Below are 20,927 nucleotides of genomic sequence, written 5' to 3' on the forward strand. Positions count from 1 at the left end.
ATTCAATAATTAAAATATAGTTAATTTGGCGCCTAAGGTATATGTCGCCATTCTTGGATAGTTTCCATTACCTCCATCTCTTTCCGGCTCAAGACCCTCCCACTTTGTGAAGGTGATAGCATCTTGGGCATTCATATATATTCGGATATTCTTAATACTATTGCCCAATTTTGGGATAGTATATCCTAATTGAAGAGATTTAAATCTAAAAAATGAAGCATTACTTAACCAAACATCGCTCAATACTGCATTGGAGCTAGAGCCTGTCCATACTCGTGGAAACCTACTTCTAGGAGTCTCAGGTGTCCAACGGTTATCCATGTATTCTTGTCTTGGAACCCCTAAGCTATTACTTGATCCGTCCATCATTACAGGATATCCCTCCATTCCGTTAAGTCTACCCAAGCGTTTACCCACGCCTTGGCCAAGCATTGAAAAATCCCAGTTTTTATACCTCATATTTATATTGACAGAGAAATTTAAATGTGGAAAAGGATCACCAAGGTTAACTCTATCCTTATCGTTAATAATTCCATCCCCATTCTGATCAACATACCTTATATCACCAGGCAGGGTATTAGGTAATTTGGCGTCTGTGGCATCTACTTCTTCTTGTGATTGGAAGTAGCCATCGCTTCTATATCCGTAATAGTTATCTACGGCTATCCCGCGGAACCAAATTTTATCATTGTCCCCTTTAAAGATCAAGGTGTCATTTTGGGAATAACCCGCTTTTTGCACCTTGTTTTTATTATCAAAAACCATTCCTTCTACACTATAGGAAAAATCTCCAATTTTATCCGACCATTTCGCAGAGGCTTCCCATCCTTTATTTTGAACTTCACCAATATTTACTGAAGATTCTAAGGAGTGTGAACCAGTTAATGGAGGAACCGGGAAATTAGAATATATTAAATCGTAAGAGTCTTTCTTATAGGTGTCAAAAGTTATATCCAGCCTATTGTTCAAAAGCGTTAGGTCCAATCCAACATTGGTCTGCTTTTGTTTTTCCCAAGTAAACGAAAGGTTAGGAACCCTCATTGTCCAACCCCAAGTATTCACTATTTCCTCCCAAAGGTAGGGGTCAACATTTTCATTTCCAATTTTACCGTAAGAAGCTCGTAACTTTAAATTATTTACAATCCCCTGTTCTTTTAATCCGGACATAAATTGTTCATTATGCATATTCCATCCCACTGAACCAGAAGGAAATATTCCCCATCTATTACCTGGTGCAAATTTACTACTACCATCTGCCCTAATTGTGCCTTCTAAAAGATATCGATTATCGAAGGAGTAATTCAATTTTGTGAAGAACGAAGATTTAGCTATTTCCCTATAATCAGAATAGGTATAATTCATTGCCTCGGTACCAAGTACTAAATAAATCTGATCCTTATTGCCTCTTAGTTTTGTCTCATAGTTTAAAAGTGCACGAGCAGTAATCTGACTCTGACTAACTCCCTGTGAAGATCCTACAGTATGTCCCCATGTTTCTACAGGTACACCATCGCCATCATAGAATTTAAAGGTCTCCCGCTTATGTTTTGAGGCAGATTTATTCATCATGTAAGACACATTACCTGCAATGTGCAGTTTATCATTAATGTAATAACGAGGTCTAAGGTTAATGGTGCTACGATCGTGAAGATTGTTCGATAGCCCCCCCTCAAAAATACGAGCTACAGGGTTCATGTTATTATTATGCAACATATAATGATCCTTTAATTCTGAATCATAATATACATCCTGTGTAGGATTCATCCACCAGGCTCTTTGGTATAATCCATGACCATCACTGTTCATATATAGTCTATCAACTTGTAACCTATGGGCATAAAAATCAGCCAATAGAACAAATTTATCCCCCATATTGATATTGGTATTAAATCGGGCACTAAACTTTTCAGTTCCTTCATTTACATTTAACCCATTTTCCTTAACATGTCCAAGCATAAGGTTAAAGGTACCTACTCCACCACCTCCGGAAATATTTGCAGATGTATTATACGAGTGAGCTTGTTGTCTCATTACTTCATTAAACCAATTAACATTTGGCAGTTCCCCATTCTCAGATTGTATGATATCAGCCTCCGAAAACAATAAACTTTGGCCTTGCATCATTCTAGCTTCATTATTGAGCCTCATGTAGTCTGCAGAATTAACCAAATTAGGATTGTCAATAGGATCTTGAGTAGAAAGCCAGGTATGAACCTCTGCTTTAAATTCGCCAGTGGCACCACGATTGGTTTCTATTATAATTACGCCATTGGCTCCTCTAGAACCGTACATTGAAGCAGCGGCTGCATCTTTTAAAACGCTAATGCTTTTTACTTGATTAGGGTCTATGTCGGTCAAAGATTGCTCCATACCATCAACTATTACCAAGGGTGATGCATTTTGTAAGGTACTTAAACCTCTAATGGAAATCTGGCTTCCAGAACTCCCTGGTAAATTATTTCCTTGCATACGAGTTACTCCTGGTATCGTTCCACTAAAAGCTTCATTTAGCTTTACTATTGGACGAGAGCTAATCTTATCCATGTCCATAACCGAAATGGAAGAGGCAATATGTTTTCTTTCTATGGCGTTGTATCCAACGGAAACAACAACTTCATCCAAGGCCTCTACATCGTCTTCCAAAACTACATCTAAGATGTCCTTTCCGTTGATGTGTACTTCCTTTTCCCTGTACCCCATGCTACTAAACATAAGGATAGCATCATTTTTGGCCATTATTTCATAATACCCAAACTCATTGGTAATTGTTCCTATGGTAGAACTCTTAACCAGTACGTTGGCAAAAGCAATGGGTTCTCCTTTAGTATCGGTTACTGTTCCCGTTACTTTGGATTGTAATGGCAGATCTTTTGAATATGAATTTGCCTGAATTTGAAAAAGGGTAAAAAACAGGACTAAAAGTGAGAGTTTCAATTTAAAATTAAATCGCAAAGGAATACCAATACGATTCAGATAATCGTTGTAATTTTTCATATATTTAAAATAGTTCTGGTGGATTAACTTATTTTTAAGTACTTACTAATACCAGAAAGTGTTTCGATCATTTTCTAGTTTTTTTAGATGAGATAAATTCAATTTTTCATTAGTTCATGGGCTTTATAATTTTAGGTTAGTAAATAATCATTGTAGTGTTCTTCTCGATATACCTTATAGGGTTACTTCCGTTTAAGATGGTGACTAATTGCAGCTAAAGCCTCACAAATTTAATCGGTCAATTAATGTACACTACTTTTAATAAGACCAAAAGAGGCTTTATATTACCTTATTATGACCGCATATTTTTGACCATTACGCTAGTATAATAGTTGTGGTTAGCAGGTATTACCTATTCAATATTTCAAAAACAAGCTCAGGTTCATTGGTGGTGATATAATCTACTTTTTGCTCTAAAAGTTCTTTCACATCTTCTTCTTTATTCACCGTCCATGCATTAACCGTTAAACCTAGTTCCTGGGCTTCCTTAATCCATGTTGGATTTTTTTTGTAAACCATATAATTGTAATCTAGGCCTGTATAACCAACCTTCTTTACCTCGGCTGGTGTTTTGTCTCCATTGAGGTAGGCTACTTCTGCATTGGGGTCTAACTGGCTTACCAATATACCGGCATCATAATCAAAACAGATGTATTCTACCATGGACCGTCCATTTAAATCATGTACCATTTCTACAGCAAGTTTGGTTAATAACAAGGTTCTTTCCTTTCCTGATGGAGCCGATTTGATCTCTAGGATCAATTTGGTGTTTTTTTGTTTTAAACCTTCTTCCAAGTACGCTTTCAAAGTTGGTATATTCTCACCATTCGGAAGTTGTTTAGCTAATAACTCTTCATACGTGGAGGTTTCAATATCTATTCCTAAAAAGTCTTTATCGTGATTCACTACAGGGATGTCGTCCTTAGTAAGATGGACATCAAACTCCGAACCATAACAGTCCAATGAAATAGCCTCTTTAAGGGCTGCAATGGAGTTTTCTGGTATTTCTTGCATTTTCCATGCGCCTCTATGGGCTATGACAGGATTGTAATTCTTCTCAGCACAACTGCCAAATAGAATTACAAAAACTAAAAATAAACCATAAATCTTAATCGTTTTACTGGTAAAAAATCTTGATATCATTGCGTGCTATATTTGATATTTAGTAAACTAAGGATTCGCTCCCGAATTTATCTTCAGAAGCGAACCTTGTAATGGTATTTAATATTTAATTATTCATTTCTGAGTAAAAACTTATCGTCCAACGTATAGGTGCGTTATAAGAATAGCTTTTATTTAAAATTTAACATTAGCTCATATGTAACGAAAACGATTTTGGACGTTCCATATTTTCCGTATAGACCTTCCCAAAACGGTCCGTAACCTTAATTTCTATCGTAGTGTCTGGTGCAGAAGCCGTAACCTTAAATAAGTGCGCCGTATCATTGGTTGCAAATGCTCCTGTTGGTGTAGCCCCTGCATTAAGTCGTAAGGCATCATAGGATACAATATGCAATGGATCCTTGGTATTTACCCGTGTGACATTTAATTTGTTGCTATTTTCTGTCACCTCAATTTGCCACTGGCTATCATAGCCCCATACGTTGATCAATACTTCATTGTTGACATTTTTTTGGCTATATGGCCCGGCATAAGGAGCAAGCTTCTCCTCCGTAGTTCCAGGGGCAAACGCTGCAGCGGTGATATGCACCCTGTTTAGATCATAGGAGCGGAATTGGTAATCTTCCTCATACCCTATCCCCTTATAACGCCATTGAATATCTTTTCCGTTCATTTTCCAGATACTATAGCCCCCAGGGCTACCATCTTTACAAATGTGGTTATTTGCATAACCACTTCTACCGGTCCACCACCAAGTAGCACATATAGCAGCTGTGTTATGTTCCATGAGGTTCTCCTCTTCTTCTACCCTATAGTTCACATGGGTATGTCCAGATAGTACATTGACCGAGGAAAAATCTTTTAAGCAATTGATCAGGGTACTCCCATTGTCCAAGGCATGACTGTTTTCTTGGTTTCCATTGGAGTCCAAGGTGGGTTTTCTATACAAAGGCGTATGCATAGCTACTACAATAGGTGTGCTTTTATCCGTAATGGCGGCCAAATCCTTTTTTAACCATTCTATCTGATCTGGAGTGATAATAGTATTGTAATTTCGATCACCTACGTTTCCAACCGATCCACCGGTATTAATATATTCCACGTCATCCAGCACCACATAATGCACCTTCCCTAAATTGAAGGAGTAATAAGTGGGGCCTATAACTTCCCTATATTTATTTTCTGCGTCCCAGTTATTAGAATAATAGGGATCATTATCATGATTCCCCATGACATTAAAAACAGGACTATTTAACATATTCATGTAGGGAAGGTATTCATTCAGCCCAAAACCATTTCCATACCAATATGTTTCCCAAGTCATATCGCCAAGGGTCAGGAGATATACCTTGGTACCGTCTGCCGCATACTGATCTATAGTGGTATTCACATCTGGCAATACCGTACCAGTAAATTGTTGTAAATCATTGTTTCTATTGGCCAAATGCCAATCTGCCAAAGGAATAACCACATGATTCTCATTGTCAACCTTGATTAGGGAAAAGTCCTTTTGTTCAACGGTGGTGGTGTTATTACTTAATCGTTTAAAGAATTGTGGTGCTTTCCCCGAATTGGTTACTTCGTAATTAGCCGGTATGGAAATAAAAACAAATCCAATTCTCTTTTGAGATGGAAGGTAATATACCCCCTGCTCATCCGTAACCGTCACCTCATAACCATCAGAAACAACCACCCCGGGAATCCCTTCTCCATCAGAATACACTTGCCCTTTTACGGTCATCCCAGCAATATCTGGGATATTGATATCTGCCGTCAAATTAAGGAGCATTGCGCCCAAAAGAAGGTCTTTTGTCCCACGGATCACATTAAGCTGGTAGTTTCCAGTAGTTAATCCGTCGGGTACGGTAAAGGTGACCGTTCCATTATTAATGGCGGTCACCTCACTGCTATAGGTTATACTGCTATCCAGCGTAGAGGTTAACTTTATCCTATCCCCCATTTTAAACCCTTTTCCTGTTAGGGTAATGGTTTCCCCTTGCTTTACATCTAGACTGGAAGGGATGGAAACCCCTGTGATATTTAAATTGTTATTTTCATCAATAACAATAGGGTCATTATCTTGACAACTAGTAAACGCCAACCCTATTCCACTTAAACCCGCGATGGTTGACAGGCCCCCTATTCTTATAAATTTTCTTCTTGTATGGTCCATTTAAAATCTAGTTTTATCAATCGATTATTTCTACTTTGATATCGTCAATGAAAATACGGTTCTTACCAGCTCCAATACCTACGAGGTTATAATCTCCCCCTAAAAACTTAAGTTTTGTCGCAGCAGTGGCGCCTGTAATGATAAATTCATAATGTGCCGATTCTTCTTGCCATGTTTTAGCTGCATCAAAATTCTCATCGTACTCTGGCCAGTTGTCTATGGTAAACGTGCTCACGTTGGTGGCTCCATCGCCAATAACACTAACGTGAAGGATATTATCATCTTGTGAACCTCCTTTAGTTTTATAAGGAACAGCCTTAAAAGTAACAAGGACTTTGGTTGGCCCCTCTAAAGCAGCCAAGGCTGGAGATATTAGATCTCCTCCAACTCCGGTTTTTCCTAACTTTACAAATCCAGGACGGGCATATACTATTTGCTGACCGCTTGAAAGTTCGCTTTCGGTACTGGTCCATCCTTTGGCCTTTTCTTCATCGGTCCACTGATCCATTCTTATCTCGTTGGGATCGTTCCAAGCATAAAATATAGGGCTTCCATAGGTTAACCAATTAAAGTCTTCCTCTAGAATTATATTTCCGGCAGATTGAGTAATAACAGTTTCCTTTGCCAAAGTAGGGTGTAGTGCTGAGCTGATAGTTACCGTGGTGGAGCGTTCTTCACCATAATTCCTATCTGCAAGTAATTTAATTCCTTGTTCCGTCATCTCTATTTCGGAAAGCCAACTAGCGTCCTCTAAGGCATAAGTCCATATCACATTTGCTTTCACTGCTATGTTTACTTCGCCTTGGGCAGAGGGAGTAGCTACCCCATTATCCGAAACTTCCAGTGTAATATAAGGTACATTGGCCTCTTGGTCTACACGAAAAAGAAGCGGTTGCTCATTCCCATCAACCACAAAAGCAAAATTTATTGTACGGGGATCAAAACCGTCATTTTCAGACACAACAATTTTAAAAACTCCATCATCTTTCCCTTCAGCTGGAAAGGCCTTTACCCATTCTACTTCTCCCTGAGAAACAATTTTCCAAGGGCGATTGGAGCGTACTATATAGGTTTTTGTTTCCCCAGCAACCCCAACGGAAAGTCCGGTCGGATTTTCTTCGATCATGAAAAAAGGCTCTCCCGAAAACTCGGCCTCATCTTCATTACACGAGGTAAAAATTAGAGGTAAAGCGAACAAGGTTAGCACAAACAGTAACCGGATTCCTTTTTTTCTTACTTTATTCTTAGTGAACATGCTTCCTTGGTTTTTAAGGTTAATAGTTTCTTTCATCATTTTTAGTTGGTTATTTTTTATTCTAAATTTAAACGGTTATTATTTTCCTTCCTCAATAGCTTGTTTGCTCCACCATACTGGAGTTTTCATATTGTTCTCCCCCCCCATTCTCTGTAAGGCCTCTTGCGCGTTTTCATTATTAGTAGCCATGGTTGTGGTAGGGTATGCAAAACGGGTAGGAAGGATATAATCATTAAAATTAGCGCCATTCCCAATTGTTAATTCAGGATATCCAGTACGTCGGTATTCATGGTAAGCTTCCATCCCGATAAAGAATAGGGATAAATATTTTTGATTTCCTATTAATTCTTCCTTATTGGAAGCAGCGTCCCAAGATGCCAAGTCAGAAGTCAGCAGCGCGGTAATATCCGTGCTTTGAATACTTACTGGGATTTGACTGTATTGTCCCATTTCCGCCCATTTTTCTACGGAAGCCTCAACTGCGTTTTCGTAATATGTTTTTGCTGCGCTTTCCCCTCCAGGGATAGTTCCTTTTAAAGCGGCTTCTGCCAAAATGAATTGAACTTCGGCATAGTCCATAAAAGTGCCAGGAGCATCAGATCTTACAAATACGGCAGCGTTGAGCCATGAGGAACCACGGTCGGCAGCGCTCTGATCTTGTTCCGAAACTCCTGCAATAGTACCTTTCCATATATTATTAGGATTTACACTTAGATTTGGATTCTTCTTTCCAAAAATTGAAAGGCGCGGATCTTCATAAACTTGGTTATCGTTATTATCGGTGAGTACAGTCATTTTTATCAGTTGCTCGGTCAATTTTCTACCAGAGCTCGTAAAACTACCCTCATTACTATCAGAAAACTGGCTACGGTAAGGATCGTTCCCTGAGAATATTACCGTTGCATTATCACTATTTGAAGTGAATATGGGAAACTTAGCGGGATTGTTAAGAATCTCGCTCATTTTTGCCCCAACATTCATCTCACTACGACCGCTAACCCTATTGAGCAATCTTAAATACAATGAATTGTTGAATTTTTGCCATTGCTCCATAGATCCTTTATACATACCGTCCAAGGCAGGTTTTTGAAAAATGGGTTTGCTGGCATATATTTCATTGGCCGCCATAAGGTCAGCAAACATATGTTCGTACACTTCTTTTTGGGAGTCGAATTTCGGTTTGGTGGTTCCATTTAGTTTCCGTGCGGTAAAGGCCTCGGAATAAGGAACATCTCCAAACATATCCGTAAGGTTGGACATGTATAAGACTTTAAGTGTCATCGCAATGGCTTCTAACGACTTTTCATCTTGCTCTATGCTCAGATCTTGCATATGTAACGCGTTATTTGCATAACGGGTGTAAAGATCCCAAACATTTTGCCAGTTTCCATCACTAATAAAGTATCTGTGTTCCTGACGCGTAGTTCCTCCTGTAAATGCAGTGAACTGAATCAGCTCATTGTTCCAATACCAAGAATAGTTCATCCATGCATTGGCACCGTTATATAACAACGGCTCGAACATTCCACTAGTTTTTATTTTCCCAACCGTTGTTCGGTTGGGGTTGGTATTTATCTCTTCAAAATCAGAAGTACAGGAAAAAGACATCCCTACTATAGCTCCAATAAATATAATTTTCTTCAATGTGTTCATATCCTGATTAATTAGAATGAGAATTTTACGTTAAAACCATAAGACCTAGTCATTGGGAATGACATGGATTCTATTCCTTTGTAAATATTTGATCCATTTAGCATCCCTGTATCTGGATCATATTGTGGGAAATCGGTAATGGTAAATATATTGGTTGCATAAACCCCTAAACTGATATCTTGAAATAGCTTTGTTTTTTCTAAAAATCGTTGAGGGAGTTTGTAGTCAAGACGCACTTCCTTTAATTTCAAATAAGAAGTGTCAAAAGTATTCATCTCCGTATTGTTACGGTTCCAGATATAGGAGTTGTAATACGTCTGAATATTTTGGGTTACTGTATTGTTCTTGGTGTAACTCATTGATCCGTCGGTATTAGTTACCACATTCACCCCTGGGTGTACCAGTCCATCATACCTACCTTCCAGAGAGTTTTTTAATTTCCCTTGGTAAGACAAGGCAAAATTGGTCACGGAAAAAGTGTTTCCGCCCATTTGCCCTGAGAATGCAGCCGTCAATGAAAGGTTCTTGTACCTAAAACGTTGTACCATTCCTCCTCGCCAATCTGGATTTACATTTCCAATTTTGCGATCTGGAGATTCATCTAGAATAGGATACCCGCTAGCATTAACAAGGTGCATTCCTGATGCATCTGCCTGTTCGCCATTTTCATCGGTATAAAAAGACCCTTCAGGTGCTCTTTGAAAACCTCTACCGTAGATAACGTGCATTTCTTGACCTACATAGGAATAGATATAGGTTCTATTTCCAATGGTAGTTCCCATATCGGTTTGAAGCGGTTCGTTTGGATCCCAACCATCTTGTAAACTCACCAATTTATTCTTGTTTTTAGACCAGTTGAGATCAAAGGACCAATCGAAGTCCTGACTTCTTACTGGCGCAAAGTTGGCCGTAACTTCAATACCTCTATTGGTAATTTCTCCAGCATTTATTTTCATTCCAGTGGCCCCTGTAATTTGATCCACATCAACCGAAACTATCTGATTGGTTGTTGAAGACTGATACAGAGTTACGTCGAACCCCACACGATTTTTGAAAAGTTTGGCTTCTATTCCCGCTTCCCAGCTTTCCACGTTTTCGGGTTTAATTAACGGGTCCGGAATAGTACCTGGCAGGGTGTAACCTCCAGGGTAAGAAGAGTTTCCATAATACTGATCTAAGGAATAAGGGGAAGTATCATTCCCAACATTTGCCCAAGAAAATCTTAATTTGGTGAAATCTATCCAAGGGACATTCGATCTAAAATCCAATATTCTGTCTACCAGAATACTAGTCGCTACTGATGGATAGAAGAACGACCAATTACCTCTAGAAAGCGTACTGGACCAGTCATTTCGGCCAGTGATATCTAAATAATAAGTGTCGTCCCAGCTTAATGACGCCATCCCGAATAAACTGTTTACAATTTTTTTACTTCTGTAATTATACGGTTCTGGAATTACTCCTGTAGGTAGGTTGGTAGTATGGTAGATTCCCTCTTCCCCAAGTTTGTCTAAGGTAAGTCTGTTGTTATGATATTGGTTGATTCTATTATTTCCTCCTACGAAAGTGGAAAGACCAAAACGACCATCCGCCAGTTTGTTATTGACATAGCGCAACATAAAATCGTTATTGTTCTCTATAACGCGAACCGTTTGTTCCCTATAAAAACCGTCTTGATTGCCAGTGGTATAGAAAGGTCTTTGTTGCGTTCTAAACTCATCCGACCAATCCAATCCTGCGCCCACATCTAAGGTTAGGCCCTCCATTAAATCGAAGGTTAGGCCAACGTTCCCAAAAACCCTGTTTTTATCGTAGCCGTTAACAGCTTCATATAAGGTACGATATGGATTAAATCCACTAGTAGAAGGGAAAACAAGTCCCTGTCCATTTTCACCTTGTGCATCCCAGTTGGCGTAATTAAAGCGTCCGTCAAAATATTCTTTTTTCCAGGAATCCGTACTGTTTACGTTAAAGCCCCATACCAATGCATACATTGGATTACTTTCGCTATATCCTCCACCTGGCATATTGTCACTGCTCTGAAGGTAATAATTGATCTTTGTATTAAATTTTATCTTATCACTGATAGGCGTATTAAAGGCCACGGAGATGGTTTTCTTATCAAAACCAGTATTTGGTAGGATCCAATCATTTTTATAATCGGTTACCGAAAATCGTGTTGAAGTACCTTTACCATTGCTCCCACTTAGACTAACCGTATTACTAGTAGTAAGTCCGGTTTGGAACAGTCCGGTATACCAATCGTCTTTATACTCCCATGGCAGTTTTGTAAACTCGCCTGTATCCCAGTTTTTAGATTCATATAGATAACGTAATTTATTGGAATCAAATTTTTCCCCGAAGGTATAACGAGAATAACGTCTAGGTACGGCTACACCATCGGGTGCCATTTCGGGAGTTAATTCCCATAAGGAATACTCTCCTTGTCCCATATCAGAACCATTCCCATACTCTGTTTGGAAATCTGGAAAGTATCCAGCTTGTTCAAAGGTTACCGAGGAACTTACGGTTACACCAAGGCCCTTACTTTTTCTTCCAGATTTTGTGGTAATTACAATAGCTCCGTTAGCGGCTCTTGAGCCATATAATGCGGCTGCGGCAGGACCTTTTAACACGGATACAGATGCAATATCATCGGGGTTAAGGTCACTTATCCCGTTTCCATAATCGATTGGGGCATCGCCCTGTGCATAGTTACTTACGCTTTTGGTTGCCGTTGACCCAGAAGTTATGGGAACCCCATCTACTACGAAGAGAGCTTCATTACTCCCATAGTTTAAAGATTGGTCTCCCCTTAAAGTCACCCTAATGGATCCGCTTGGCCCAGTACCAGCTTGATCAAAGGTTAATCCGGCGACTTTCCCAGACATACCATTCAACCAGTTCCCAGTTACTGCTTTGTTTATATCCTCCCCATCCACTGTGGCTATGGAATATCCCAAAGACTTTTCTTCCCTAGTAATGTTAAGTGCGGTGACCACCACCTCATCTAGGGCGCTTGCATCTTCAGTCAATGTAATTTCCTGAAGTTTCCCTGTGGTCGCCACTACTTCTTTAGTAGTGTATCCCAAAAAGGAAATGATCAATGTGGTTTCCTTCTTTGGAGTATTTAATTTAAAAACACCATCAAAATCAGTAATAACCCCATTAGTTGTGCCTTTTTCAAGAACAGTAGCTCCTGGCAATGGACTTCCATCGGCATAAACAGTGCCGGTTATAGTTTGTCCATACGTAAACGATGTTATCGAAAATAACAACAGTAGTGTAAATAGTAGGTTAACTTTTTTCATTTGAATTTAATTATTTAATAAAATTTTCGGATCAAAAGTAATTTCTTAAACCAATTTGGACATTAAGAGAACATTAAGTTCTTTCATTATCCTTCACATGGTTATTTTGCGATGCTTGCATACACTTTTAGATTTAGAATCACGTTTTCATTAATGGATGTAAGTTTATGGGATTACCACTATTATTTCGAATAATTATAAACAAATTCAATAATACATAAAATAATTTGATTACTAAAATTAAATGAAAGATTAAAATATATAATGAAGTAAAACGAAATTAGTATAATTCAATGTTTACAACTACTTATGCATTACTACCTTAACTATAATAGTGAAGCTGGCTGTACCAATAGGCTTAAGAAAGCGACAACATAAGCAGTGCTGCCAATGTACCTCCAAAGATAGGCCCCAATACCGGGATCCATGCGTAACTCCAATCGTTAGTCCCCTTTCCTTTTATAGGCAAAATAGCATGAACAATCCTAGGCCCTAAGTCCCTCGCCGGATTTATGGCATAACCTGTTGTTCCTCCCAGTGACAGCCCAATAGCCCAGACTACCAATGCGACAGGCAAAGCCCCTAGCGACCCAAGTCCGATAACAGTTTCTTGATCAGTAATTGTGGCATTAGTAAAATAAAGTACCGCAAACATTAAAACGAAAGTACCTATAGTTTCACTTATAAAATTGGCGCCCGTATCCCGAATTGCTGGATCTGTACAGAATACCGCCTTTTTCAATCCACTATCACTGGTGGCTTCAAAATGTTTTCTGTACATCGCCCAAACCAGACTTGCCCCAATCATCGCACCAATAAACTGTGCTAAAATATAGGAAGGCACCTCCTGCCAAGGAAATATACCTGCAACCGCCAAACTTATACTCACGGCCGGATTAAGATGTGCGCCGCTATATGGGGAAGCGACTACTACTCCAACATAGACTGCCAATGCCCAACCCGTTGTGATAACGATCCAACCACTATTTTGACCTTTGGTTAAATTTAATACTACATTAGCGACAACGCCCCCTCCTAAAAGGATTAGCAACATTGTACCGATAATTTCTGCTATAAATGGTGTCATAATTTAAAAATTGTGGTTGTTATTTTTGTTCCGTCCAATACTGAAGCGCATCAATCGCTCTGTACCATCCTTTGATTCCGTTTTCTATTTCCTTTCGATTTTCCGTTGGGGTAAAATGGACATCCGTTTGCCATATTTTTTGAATTTCTTCGAGATCTTTCCAATAGCCAACCGCGAGTCCAGCCAAATATGCAGCCCCCATCACTGTGGTTTCAACCACTTTTGGACGTACTGTTTTTGTATTCAGGACATCAGATTGAAACTGCATCATAAGATCGTTCACTGTTGCCCCTCCATCTACTCTAAGTTCTTTTATAGATACCCCAGAATCAGCCTCCATAGCCTTTAAAACATCCATGGTCTGATATGCGATAGATTCCAATGCCGCCCGTGCAATATGCGCATCGGTACTACCTCGGGTAAGTCCAAAAATTGTGCCTTGTGCTCTTTGGTTCCAATGCGGTGCTCCCAAACCAGCAAAGGCTGGGACAAAGTAGATACCTTCGGAACATTCCACTGATGCCGCCAAACTCTCTACTTCCGATGAAGTGTTGATTATTTTCAGGCTATCCCTCAGCCACTGAACTACTGCCCCTGCAATAAATATACTTCCCTCTAGAGCATATTGGGTCTTGCCATTAATTTTCCAGGCGATGGTAGTTAAAAGGTTATTTGTGGAAATTATAGGTTTATCGCCAATATTCATCAGCATAAAACAACCCGTTCCATAAGTGTTTTTTACCATCCCTGGTTTTGTACACATCTGTCCAAAAAGCGCTGCTTGCTGATCACCTGCAATTCCGGCAATGGGGATCTTTTGGTTAAAGAAATTGGGGTGGGTATAACCATAGACCTCGCTAGATTGCTTAACCTGTGGCAACATATTTTTAGGAATAGTGAACAGGTCTAATAGCTCTTCATCCCATTCCAACGTATTAATATTGAAAATAAGTGACCTACTCGCATTGGTTACATCGGTAATATGTAGTTCTCCCTGAGTCATTTTCCAAATCAACCAAGAATCTATGGTTCCAAATAACAACTCGCCAGCTTCGGCCCGTTTTCTAGCCCCGCTAACATTGTCTAGTATCCATTTCACTTTTGTTGCAGAGAAGTAGGAATCAATAACTAATCCAGTCTTTTCCCTTATAAGGTCCATCTTACCAGCTGCTTTAAGCTCATCGCAGAAATCTGCGGTACGTTTGTCTTGCCATACGATAGCATTATAAACAGGTTCCCCTGTTTTCTTATCCCAAACAACCGTAGTTTCACGTTGGTTGGTAATACCTATAGCAGCAATATTAGCACCACTCAGCCCTCTTTTTGCGACCACCTCTGCCGCCATTCCAGCCTGAGTAGACCATATTTCCATTGGATCGTGTTCTACCCAACCCGGCTTGGGAAAGTATTGCGTGAATTCTTTTTGAGCGGTTGAAACAATATTCCCCTTTTTGTCAAAAATAACAGCTCGGGAACTTGTGGTGCCCTGGTCTAGGGCAAGTATATATTTCTCCATATTGGAAGTCTAGGTTTATTGATTAATTTTTGAGTGATCATCAAAAGCTAGGGTGGTATTTTTTAGCAACACATATTGCGCTGCCATGGCCCTGTACTCTATAACTTGTTTTTCTTGCCATTCTAGGTCCTTATCCAATTCCATAGCTAGGATTCTTGCTACTTTTGGAGCGATTTCAATGGAAGCTTTAGCATCAAGGAACAATATCCTTACCCTACGGGCAAGTACATCTTCAATTGTTCTTGCCATTTCATAGCGGGCAGCCCACAGCACTTCTACACAGAGATATTCTAGATTAGGATGTAATTTTTCACCTAATTCTGGAGATTCTTTCAGCATTCTCAAAATGGCTTTGCGGTCAGATCCATAAATATATAGATGATTGCTGGTATCAATGTCTACCGTTGCACCGTGAATCGGAAGATGTTCCGTACCACATTCCCTATTGGGGAGTTTTCCGATACGAATAATCTTATCCAATGTGTCTTGTGCCATCTTTCTATACGTCGTCCATTTTCCACCTGTAATGGTTACCAGTTGAGATTTTGAAATAATTATTTTATGGCTTCTGGATATTTCTTTGGTTTTCTCGGATCCATCCTGCGGCGCCGCCAAGGGCCTAAGTCCAGCAAAAATACTTAGCACGTCTTTTCTTGAAACTATTTTGGTGAGATACTTATTGGTTGTTTGGAGTATAAAATCGATTTCCTCTTCAAGGGCAACTGGCTCAAGGCTATGGTCGTTCAATACCGTATCCGTAGTGCCTATTAGCACCCTGTTATGCCAGGGAACCAAAAACAACACCCGACCGTCATCGGTCTTAGGAATCATGATTGCGTCTTCTCCTGGTAAAAAAGATTTATCCAGAACAAGATGGATCCCTTGGCTAGGACGGACCATATTTATCGCATCCTTATTATCCATTTTCAATATTTGATCCGTAAAGACTCCCGTGGCATTTATGACCACAGTGGAAGGTAGCACATACTCTTGATTTGTCTCCATGTCCTTGGCTACAACACCATTTATGACACCTTGCCCATCCTTTGTTAATTCTACAACCTGGAAATGGTTTAATACCGTGGCTCCTTTTTCTACACAGGTTTGCGCAATATTTACAGCCAGTCGGGAATCGTCAAACTGACCGTCATGATAGAGCACTCCTCCCTTTAGCTTACCCTCCTTAAGTGTTTTTAATCGCCCTAAAATCTCCTTGCGGCCAATATGGACGGATTTCCCTAAACTTAACCTGCCTGCCAGAAGATCGTATACCTTTAAGCCTACCGTATAAAACATTCCGTCCCACCATTTATAGTTAGGAATAATGAAGGACTGGTTTTTTACCAAATGGGGTGCGTTTTTCAACATCAACCCTCTTTCGTACAAGGCCTCCTTTACCAGTCCCAAATCACCTTGGGCCAAATAACGAACCCCACCATGCACGAGTTTTGTACTCCTGCTCGAGGTGCCTTTTGCAAAATCTACCTGCTCAAGTAATAGCGTTTTATAGCCACGTACTACACTGTCTAAGGCTACACCCAATCCAGTGGCACCACCTCCAATAATTATTACATCCCATTTCTCAGAGGAATCCAGATGTTGTAATATTGATTTTCTTTCAAATATATTCACTTACGATATGTTTCAATTTTAGTCAATATTAATGAAAATAATATTAACTCAAAACATTTAAAAGCGAAAATGAAAATTAATGAAGCATTTAGTTAGATACATTCGAAAAAGAATAGGCTTAAATTGCCATATAATATGGGAAAAGAGTCTTCAAATATAATAATTAGTTCCGTTTTGTTGTACTTTAGTAGTCTTAAAACAATTTATTTCGTACTTTGAGGAAAAATTAGATACCTCTAAAGAGGACCATAAAGAAAAATATTAAAAGGGACCAAAACCCCATTATATCGATTATCGTGCAGTCATGAAAAGACACCAGTATATATTGGATAAATTAGAAAAAGATAAGTATGTTGAAGTACTAGATCTTTGTAAAGCGTTAAAGGTTTCGGCAGTTACGATACGAAAGGACTTAAAGTTCTTGGAAGACAAAGGACTCTTATTCCGCACCCATGGAGGTGCCTCTTTGGAGGATCCCTATATAAATGATAGGCATGTAACCGAAAAAGAAAAAATATCCGTTGAAGAAAAAAGCGGAATAGCCCAGACTGCGGCTGCACTTATTGTAGAAAACGATTCCATCCTAATCGGGTCGGGTACCACCGTACAGGCCTTGGCCAAATGTATTAGACCGATCGGAAAATTAATGGCAATTACATCATCCCTTCCTGTGGTATTGGAGCTTATAAAATTCAAAGATGTGGACGTCTTGCAATTGGGTGGATACGTTAGACATAGTTCTGCTTCTGTAGTAGGTAGCTATGCGCTACACATATTGGAGAATGTTTCCTGTAGTAAATTCTTTTTAGGTGTGGATGGAATAGACTTAGATTACGGGCTGACTACCACCAATTTGGAAGAGGCTCAGTTGAATAAAAAAATGTTGGCCTCCGCCCAGAAAACAATAGTGTTGGCAGATTCTTCGAAATTTGGGAAAAAGAGTTTTGCTAGAATATGCCATCTCGATCAAATTGATCAAATAATTACGGACAAAGGAATTTCCCCTAAGATATTGACTAAACTAGAGGATATGGGAATCCAGGTTATTACGGTCTAATGCGACTTTAATCCTTTTCTGGAACTTAATTTAATCGATTTTGTGCCTAATTTCCCTAAGCTTTTCTAGCTTTAGTTGAAGTTAGTACACCAATGAATTGTACCAATTAAAAAGATATACTCCATTATATATATATTCGGGAGAGGCTAGTCCCAGGGATTTTTTAACTTTAAAATTACTACTGGATTCCTGTCAGGAGTTGAATTAAATCGACTAAAAAAGAGTCACATTTTCAAACCCTCTTCCCACCTACCGGATATCACAAAACTTAATATTACCAATTTTGTTTTCAACTAGCAGCCCTTATTTACTCCTGAACAATTTCGCAATCGTTTTGCCCATATCCTCCAGTTTATCTAAGGGTTCAAGAAAGGTCGGATTTGTCAAATCAATTTTAGAATGATCAGTTATCCCTGCTTGCATCGGATATATCAATATATAGCTGGTATCTTTGAAATAGTTATTGAGATAAGTTGGAATATTGGTCATATTACTATGATAAGAAATTTTGTCTCTTCTGCTCATCACAATAATAAGATTGTCATCTTTGTGAAAGTTCCTCAACAGTATTAAAAAATCGTTCCAATCATTAAACTCTATAAAATCACATTCAATAGGGTGTTTTGATTGCACTACTTTAATGACCTCTAGGGTGTCTATATTTCCATAAAACAACAGTTTCGCACCCGAGTTTCTAGCAATGTTCCAGACTTTTATCAACCAAAATAAAAACCCTGTTTCCTTTTCTGCATTTTCAGGAACTATGATAATATGTCTTTTAATGGTATTTAAAGGCTGGGCGGGCTTATAAATTAAAGTTGTGGTATTGCATTTGGTCAATATTCCCGTGGTGAGGTGCCCCAAAAAGGAGTCTGAGATACCTTTTTTAATATGAAGGCCTAAAATTAAATCACTCATTTTATGCTCCTTGACCACACTTGTTATTCCATTTACAATATTTAAATCGTACCTAAGAAGTTGGTGCACCAAATGATCTGTAGCCGAGGCGGTAACGGCTGCCATATTCAATAATTTTTTAGCCTGTTTATGGGCCGAACCGTCCATTGATTTATTATCAACAATACTAAGCGCATACAATCCTTCCTTATTTTTTTTAGACTTTATGGTTACCCCTAAATTGATCAACTCATCCATGGTATCAATATTACTGATAGGGATCAGTATTTTTTCTTCCTCTTCTTCTTCCTCTATTCCTGCGTCTAGATTTTCTGCAAGTACAATATTTTTAGCACCTTTCTGAGCCACAAATGAGGCTATGGTGCAGGTAAACAGAATCATTAATATTGTCCCGCTTAAAATACTTTCGCTTAGCAATCGGATAGGCTCCCCCGTCTCAGTCTCTCCCAAAATAATATTATACCCCACTAATACCGCCGCCAAGGTTGCAGCTGCCTGTGCATTGCTCAAACCAAATATCAATCTTCGTTGATTAACAGATAATTTATACGTCTTTTGGGTCAGCCAAGCCGCAAGAAACTTGGAAGAAGTAGCTACAACTATCATTACCGAGGCCACCTTAATCGTTTCCATATCCTTAAAAAAAACTCGGTAATCAATGAGCATGCCCACGCCAATGAGAAAGAAGGGAATAAAAATGGCGTTCCCCACAAATTCTATTCGATTCATCAAGGGAGAGGTGTGGGGAATGAGTCTGTTAAGGGCCAATCCGGCCAAGAACGCTCCTATTATGGCTTCTATTCCCGCTATTTCAGCAAGCACCGCACCGAGAAAGACCATTGCCAAAACAAAAATATACTGGGAAACATTGTCGTCAAATCGTTTAAAAAACCACCTTCCAATAATAGGAAAAAGAAGCGTAACAATCAGGCCAAAAACTACAATAGAGATGGACAACCTTAGCCAAAATTCTGTATTTACCTCCCCGGTGGTCATTCCAACAATTACCGCTAGCACTAAAAGTGCTAAGACATCCGTAATCATGGTGCCGCCAACGGTGATATTTACCGCTTTATTTTTTGCAACCCCTAATTTACTAATCAAAGGATAAGCTATAAGTGTATGAGAAGCGAACATACTTGCCAATAGTACAGAAGTTTCGGTAGAAAACCCCAATATATATAGGCCAGATAGTATTCCTAAGGTCATGGGAATGGTAAAAGTATATAGGCCGAAAACAATACTTTTGTTTCTGTTTTTTTTAAAATCAACCAGGTCAATTTCCAATCCAGCCAGAAACATAATATACAAAAGTCCCGCCGTTCCCGAAAGTATGATACTACTATCGCGCTCCATTAAATTAAACCCAAAAGGTCCTATCACCGCACCTGCAATGATTAGTCCTAAAAGAGGAGGTATTTTAAATTTATTAAGTAGGATTGGCGCAAATAGGATGATCACTAGTATTAAAAGAAATTTTAATACTGGATTGGTCAGAGGTAGACTTAGCTCAACTATTTGCGATAAGATCATTTGTTTCTCTTATTTTCATTGTTATGTGAAGGTATTTTGGCCTTATGTCCTACTGGTAAAGATTTCCTTAAGTCCTCGACCCATTCCTTAGGCATCTTAATTTAAGTTAATCTAGTATTTGCATAGTATTGACCACTTTGCAAACTAGGTCGCAAATGAAGATTACAGACTTTAAAGTATTTAATCCTTTACGAGAATTAAAACAGAAGGTGTTTAAAAAATTAAAGTGGTTTTTGCGCCTTAAAGCCCAATAACATTATTTATTATCCATTCTGTTTATAATTTCTCTGAGGAGATCGTTATGCTCTTGCTTTAAAGCGATAAATCGGCTTACCCATTTATAAATCACATACAGGATTCCGAAAATTATAGCTAGATAAAAAAATAGGAACAGAAAGGGTATAAAACGAAACGAATCCATAAAATAAAGTTGTTTATGATGGTTATTTAGTGATAGTTATTTCCCATCCAATACGGTAAACCTTTAATAGGAAAAAATTGACGCCCTTACAGGCTTATATTATGTTACAATCACTGATATAACTTAACAAGGTAACAATTTTCAAGATTTATCACACATAATTTTTAATAGAAATCTTTTTTATCATTTATGCTAATTGTTAGGATGGCAAAAAACCGCAGAGAACTAAACAATTGGCGTTATTTGCTAAAGTAT

11 protein-coding genes are annotated in these 20,927 nt (G+C 38.9%); 1 reads left to right on the forward strand and 10 read right to left on the reverse strand.

Going from position 1 to position 20,927, the window contains the following annotated elements; translation table 11 throughout:
- Positions 1-9 precede the first annotated feature (9 nt).
- The 9 genes from KCTC52924_RS16760 to KCTC52924_RS16800 all read right to left on the reverse strand — a co-directional run bounded on the left by KCTC52924_RS16760 (position 10) and on the right by KCTC52924_RS16800 (position 16,743).
- A complete protein-coding gene (locus KCTC52924_RS16760) occupies positions 10-2,994 on the reverse strand; it encodes a SusC/RagA family TonB-linked outer membrane protein (RefSeq protein ID WP_251805910.1) in 2,985 nt (994 codons plus the stop codon).
- A gap of 348 nt (positions 2,995-3,342) precedes the next feature.
- Positions 3,343-4,137, reverse strand: a complete 795-nt coding sequence (locus tag KCTC52924_RS16765) for a glycerophosphodiester phosphodiesterase family protein (RefSeq protein WP_251805911.1) — start codon at positions 4,135-4,137, stop codon at positions 3,343-3,345.
- 166 nt (positions 4,138-4,303) lie between these two features.
- Complete coding sequence (locus tag KCTC52924_RS16770; RefSeq protein ID WP_251805912.1) at positions 4,304-6,289, reverse strand: calcineurin-like phosphoesterase family protein; 1,986 nt, start codon at positions 6,287-6,289, stop codon at positions 4,304-4,306.
- 16 nt (positions 6,290-6,305) lie between these two features.
- Entirely contained in the window at positions 6,306-7,583 is a 1,278-nt protein-coding gene (locus KCTC52924_RS16775) for a BACON domain-containing protein (protein ID WP_251805913.1), read from the reverse strand.
- A gap of 39 nt (positions 7,584-7,622) precedes the next feature.
- Positions 7,623-9,197 (reverse strand): SusD/RagB family nutrient-binding outer membrane lipoprotein, encoded by a 1,575-nt coding sequence (locus KCTC52924_RS16780; protein WP_251805914.1) that lies wholly within the window; start codon positions 9,195-9,197, stop codon positions 7,623-7,625.
- A gap of 11 nt (positions 9,198-9,208) precedes the next feature.
- The gene (locus KCTC52924_RS16785) at positions 9,209-12,508 is read right to left on the reverse strand and encodes a SusC/RagA family TonB-linked outer membrane protein (RefSeq protein WP_251805915.1); all 3,300 of its coding nucleotides are present in this window, start codon (positions 12,506-12,508) and stop codon (positions 9,209-9,211) included.
- 358 nt (positions 12,509-12,866) lie between these two features.
- On the reverse strand, positions 12,867-13,595 hold the full coding sequence (locus KCTC52924_RS16790) for an MIP/aquaporin family protein (protein ID WP_251805916.1): 729 nt from the start codon (positions 13,593-13,595) through the stop codon (positions 12,867-12,869).
- Positions 13,596-13,614: 19 nt separating this feature from the next.
- A complete protein-coding gene (gene glpK / locus KCTC52924_RS16795) occupies positions 13,615-15,111 on the reverse strand; it encodes a glycerol kinase GlpK (RefSeq protein WP_251805917.1) in 1,497 nt (498 codons plus the stop codon).
- A 15-nt stretch (positions 15,112-15,126) separates the two neighbouring features.
- Positions 15,127-16,743, reverse strand: a complete 1,617-nt coding sequence (locus KCTC52924_RS16800; protein WP_251805918.1) for a glycerol-3-phosphate dehydrogenase/oxidase — start codon at positions 16,741-16,743, stop codon at positions 15,127-15,129.
- A gap of 304 nt (positions 16,744-17,047) precedes the next feature.
- Here KCTC52924_RS16800 and KCTC52924_RS16805 point away from each other — a divergent pair, with 304 nt between their 5' ends.
- A complete protein-coding gene (locus KCTC52924_RS16805) occupies positions 17,048-17,800 on the forward strand; it encodes a DeoR/GlpR family DNA-binding transcription regulator (protein ID WP_251805919.1) in 753 nt (250 codons plus the stop codon).
- Between the two features lie 303 nt (positions 17,801-18,103).
- On the opposite strand, the gene KCTC52924_RS16810 is transcribed toward KCTC52924_RS16805, so the two are convergent.
- On the reverse strand, positions 18,104-20,251 hold the full coding sequence (locus KCTC52924_RS16810; protein ID WP_251805920.1) for a cation:proton antiporter: 2,148 nt from the start codon (positions 20,249-20,251) through the stop codon (positions 18,104-18,106).
- Between the last annotated feature and the right edge of the window lie 676 nt (positions 20,252-20,927).

It is taken from the genome of Arenibacter antarcticus (genome assembly GCF_041320605.1).
GTDB lineage: Bacteria > Bacteroidota > Bacteroidia > Flavobacteriales > Flavobacteriaceae > Arenibacter > Arenibacter antarcticus.

Bases quoted from the DNA above. Each gene is read 5' to 3' on its own strand.
- KCTC52924_RS16790 (WP_251805916.1), bottom strand. From the start codon at position 13,595: ATGACACCATTTATAGCAGAAATTATCGGTACAATGTTGCTAATCCTT.
- KCTC52924_RS16775 (WP_251805913.1), bottom strand. From the start codon at position 7,583: ATGATGAAAGAAACTATTAACCTTAAAAACCAAGGAAGCATGTTCACT.
- KCTC52924_RS16770 (WP_251805912.1), bottom strand. From the start codon at position 6,289: ATGGACCATACAAGAAGAAAATTTATAAGAATAGGGGGCCTGTCAACC.
- glpK (WP_251805917.1), bottom strand. From the start codon at position 15,111: ATGGAGAAATATATACTTGCCCTAGACCAGGGCACCACAAGTTCCCGA.
- KCTC52924_RS16785 (WP_251805915.1), bottom strand. From the start codon at position 12,508: ATGAAAAAAGTTAACCTACTATTTACACTACTGTTGTTATTTTCGATA.
- KCTC52924_RS16780 (WP_251805914.1), bottom strand. From the start codon at position 9,197: ATGAACACATTGAAGAAAATTATATTTATTGGAGCTATAGTAGGGATG.
- KCTC52924_RS16765 (WP_251805911.1), bottom strand. From the start codon at position 4,137: ATGATATCAAGATTTTTTACCAGTAAAACGATTAAGATTTATGGTTTA.
- KCTC52924_RS16805 (WP_251805919.1), top strand. From the start codon at position 17,048: ATGAAAAGACACCAGTATATATTGGATAAATTAGAAAAAGATAAGTAT.
- KCTC52924_RS16810 (WP_251805920.1), bottom strand. From the start codon at position 20,251: ATGATCTTATCGCAAATAGTTGAGCTAAGTCTACCTCTGACCAATCCA.
- KCTC52924_RS16760 (WP_251805910.1), bottom strand. From the start codon at position 2,994: ATGAAAAATTACAACGATTATCTGAATCGTATTGGTATTCCTTTGCGA.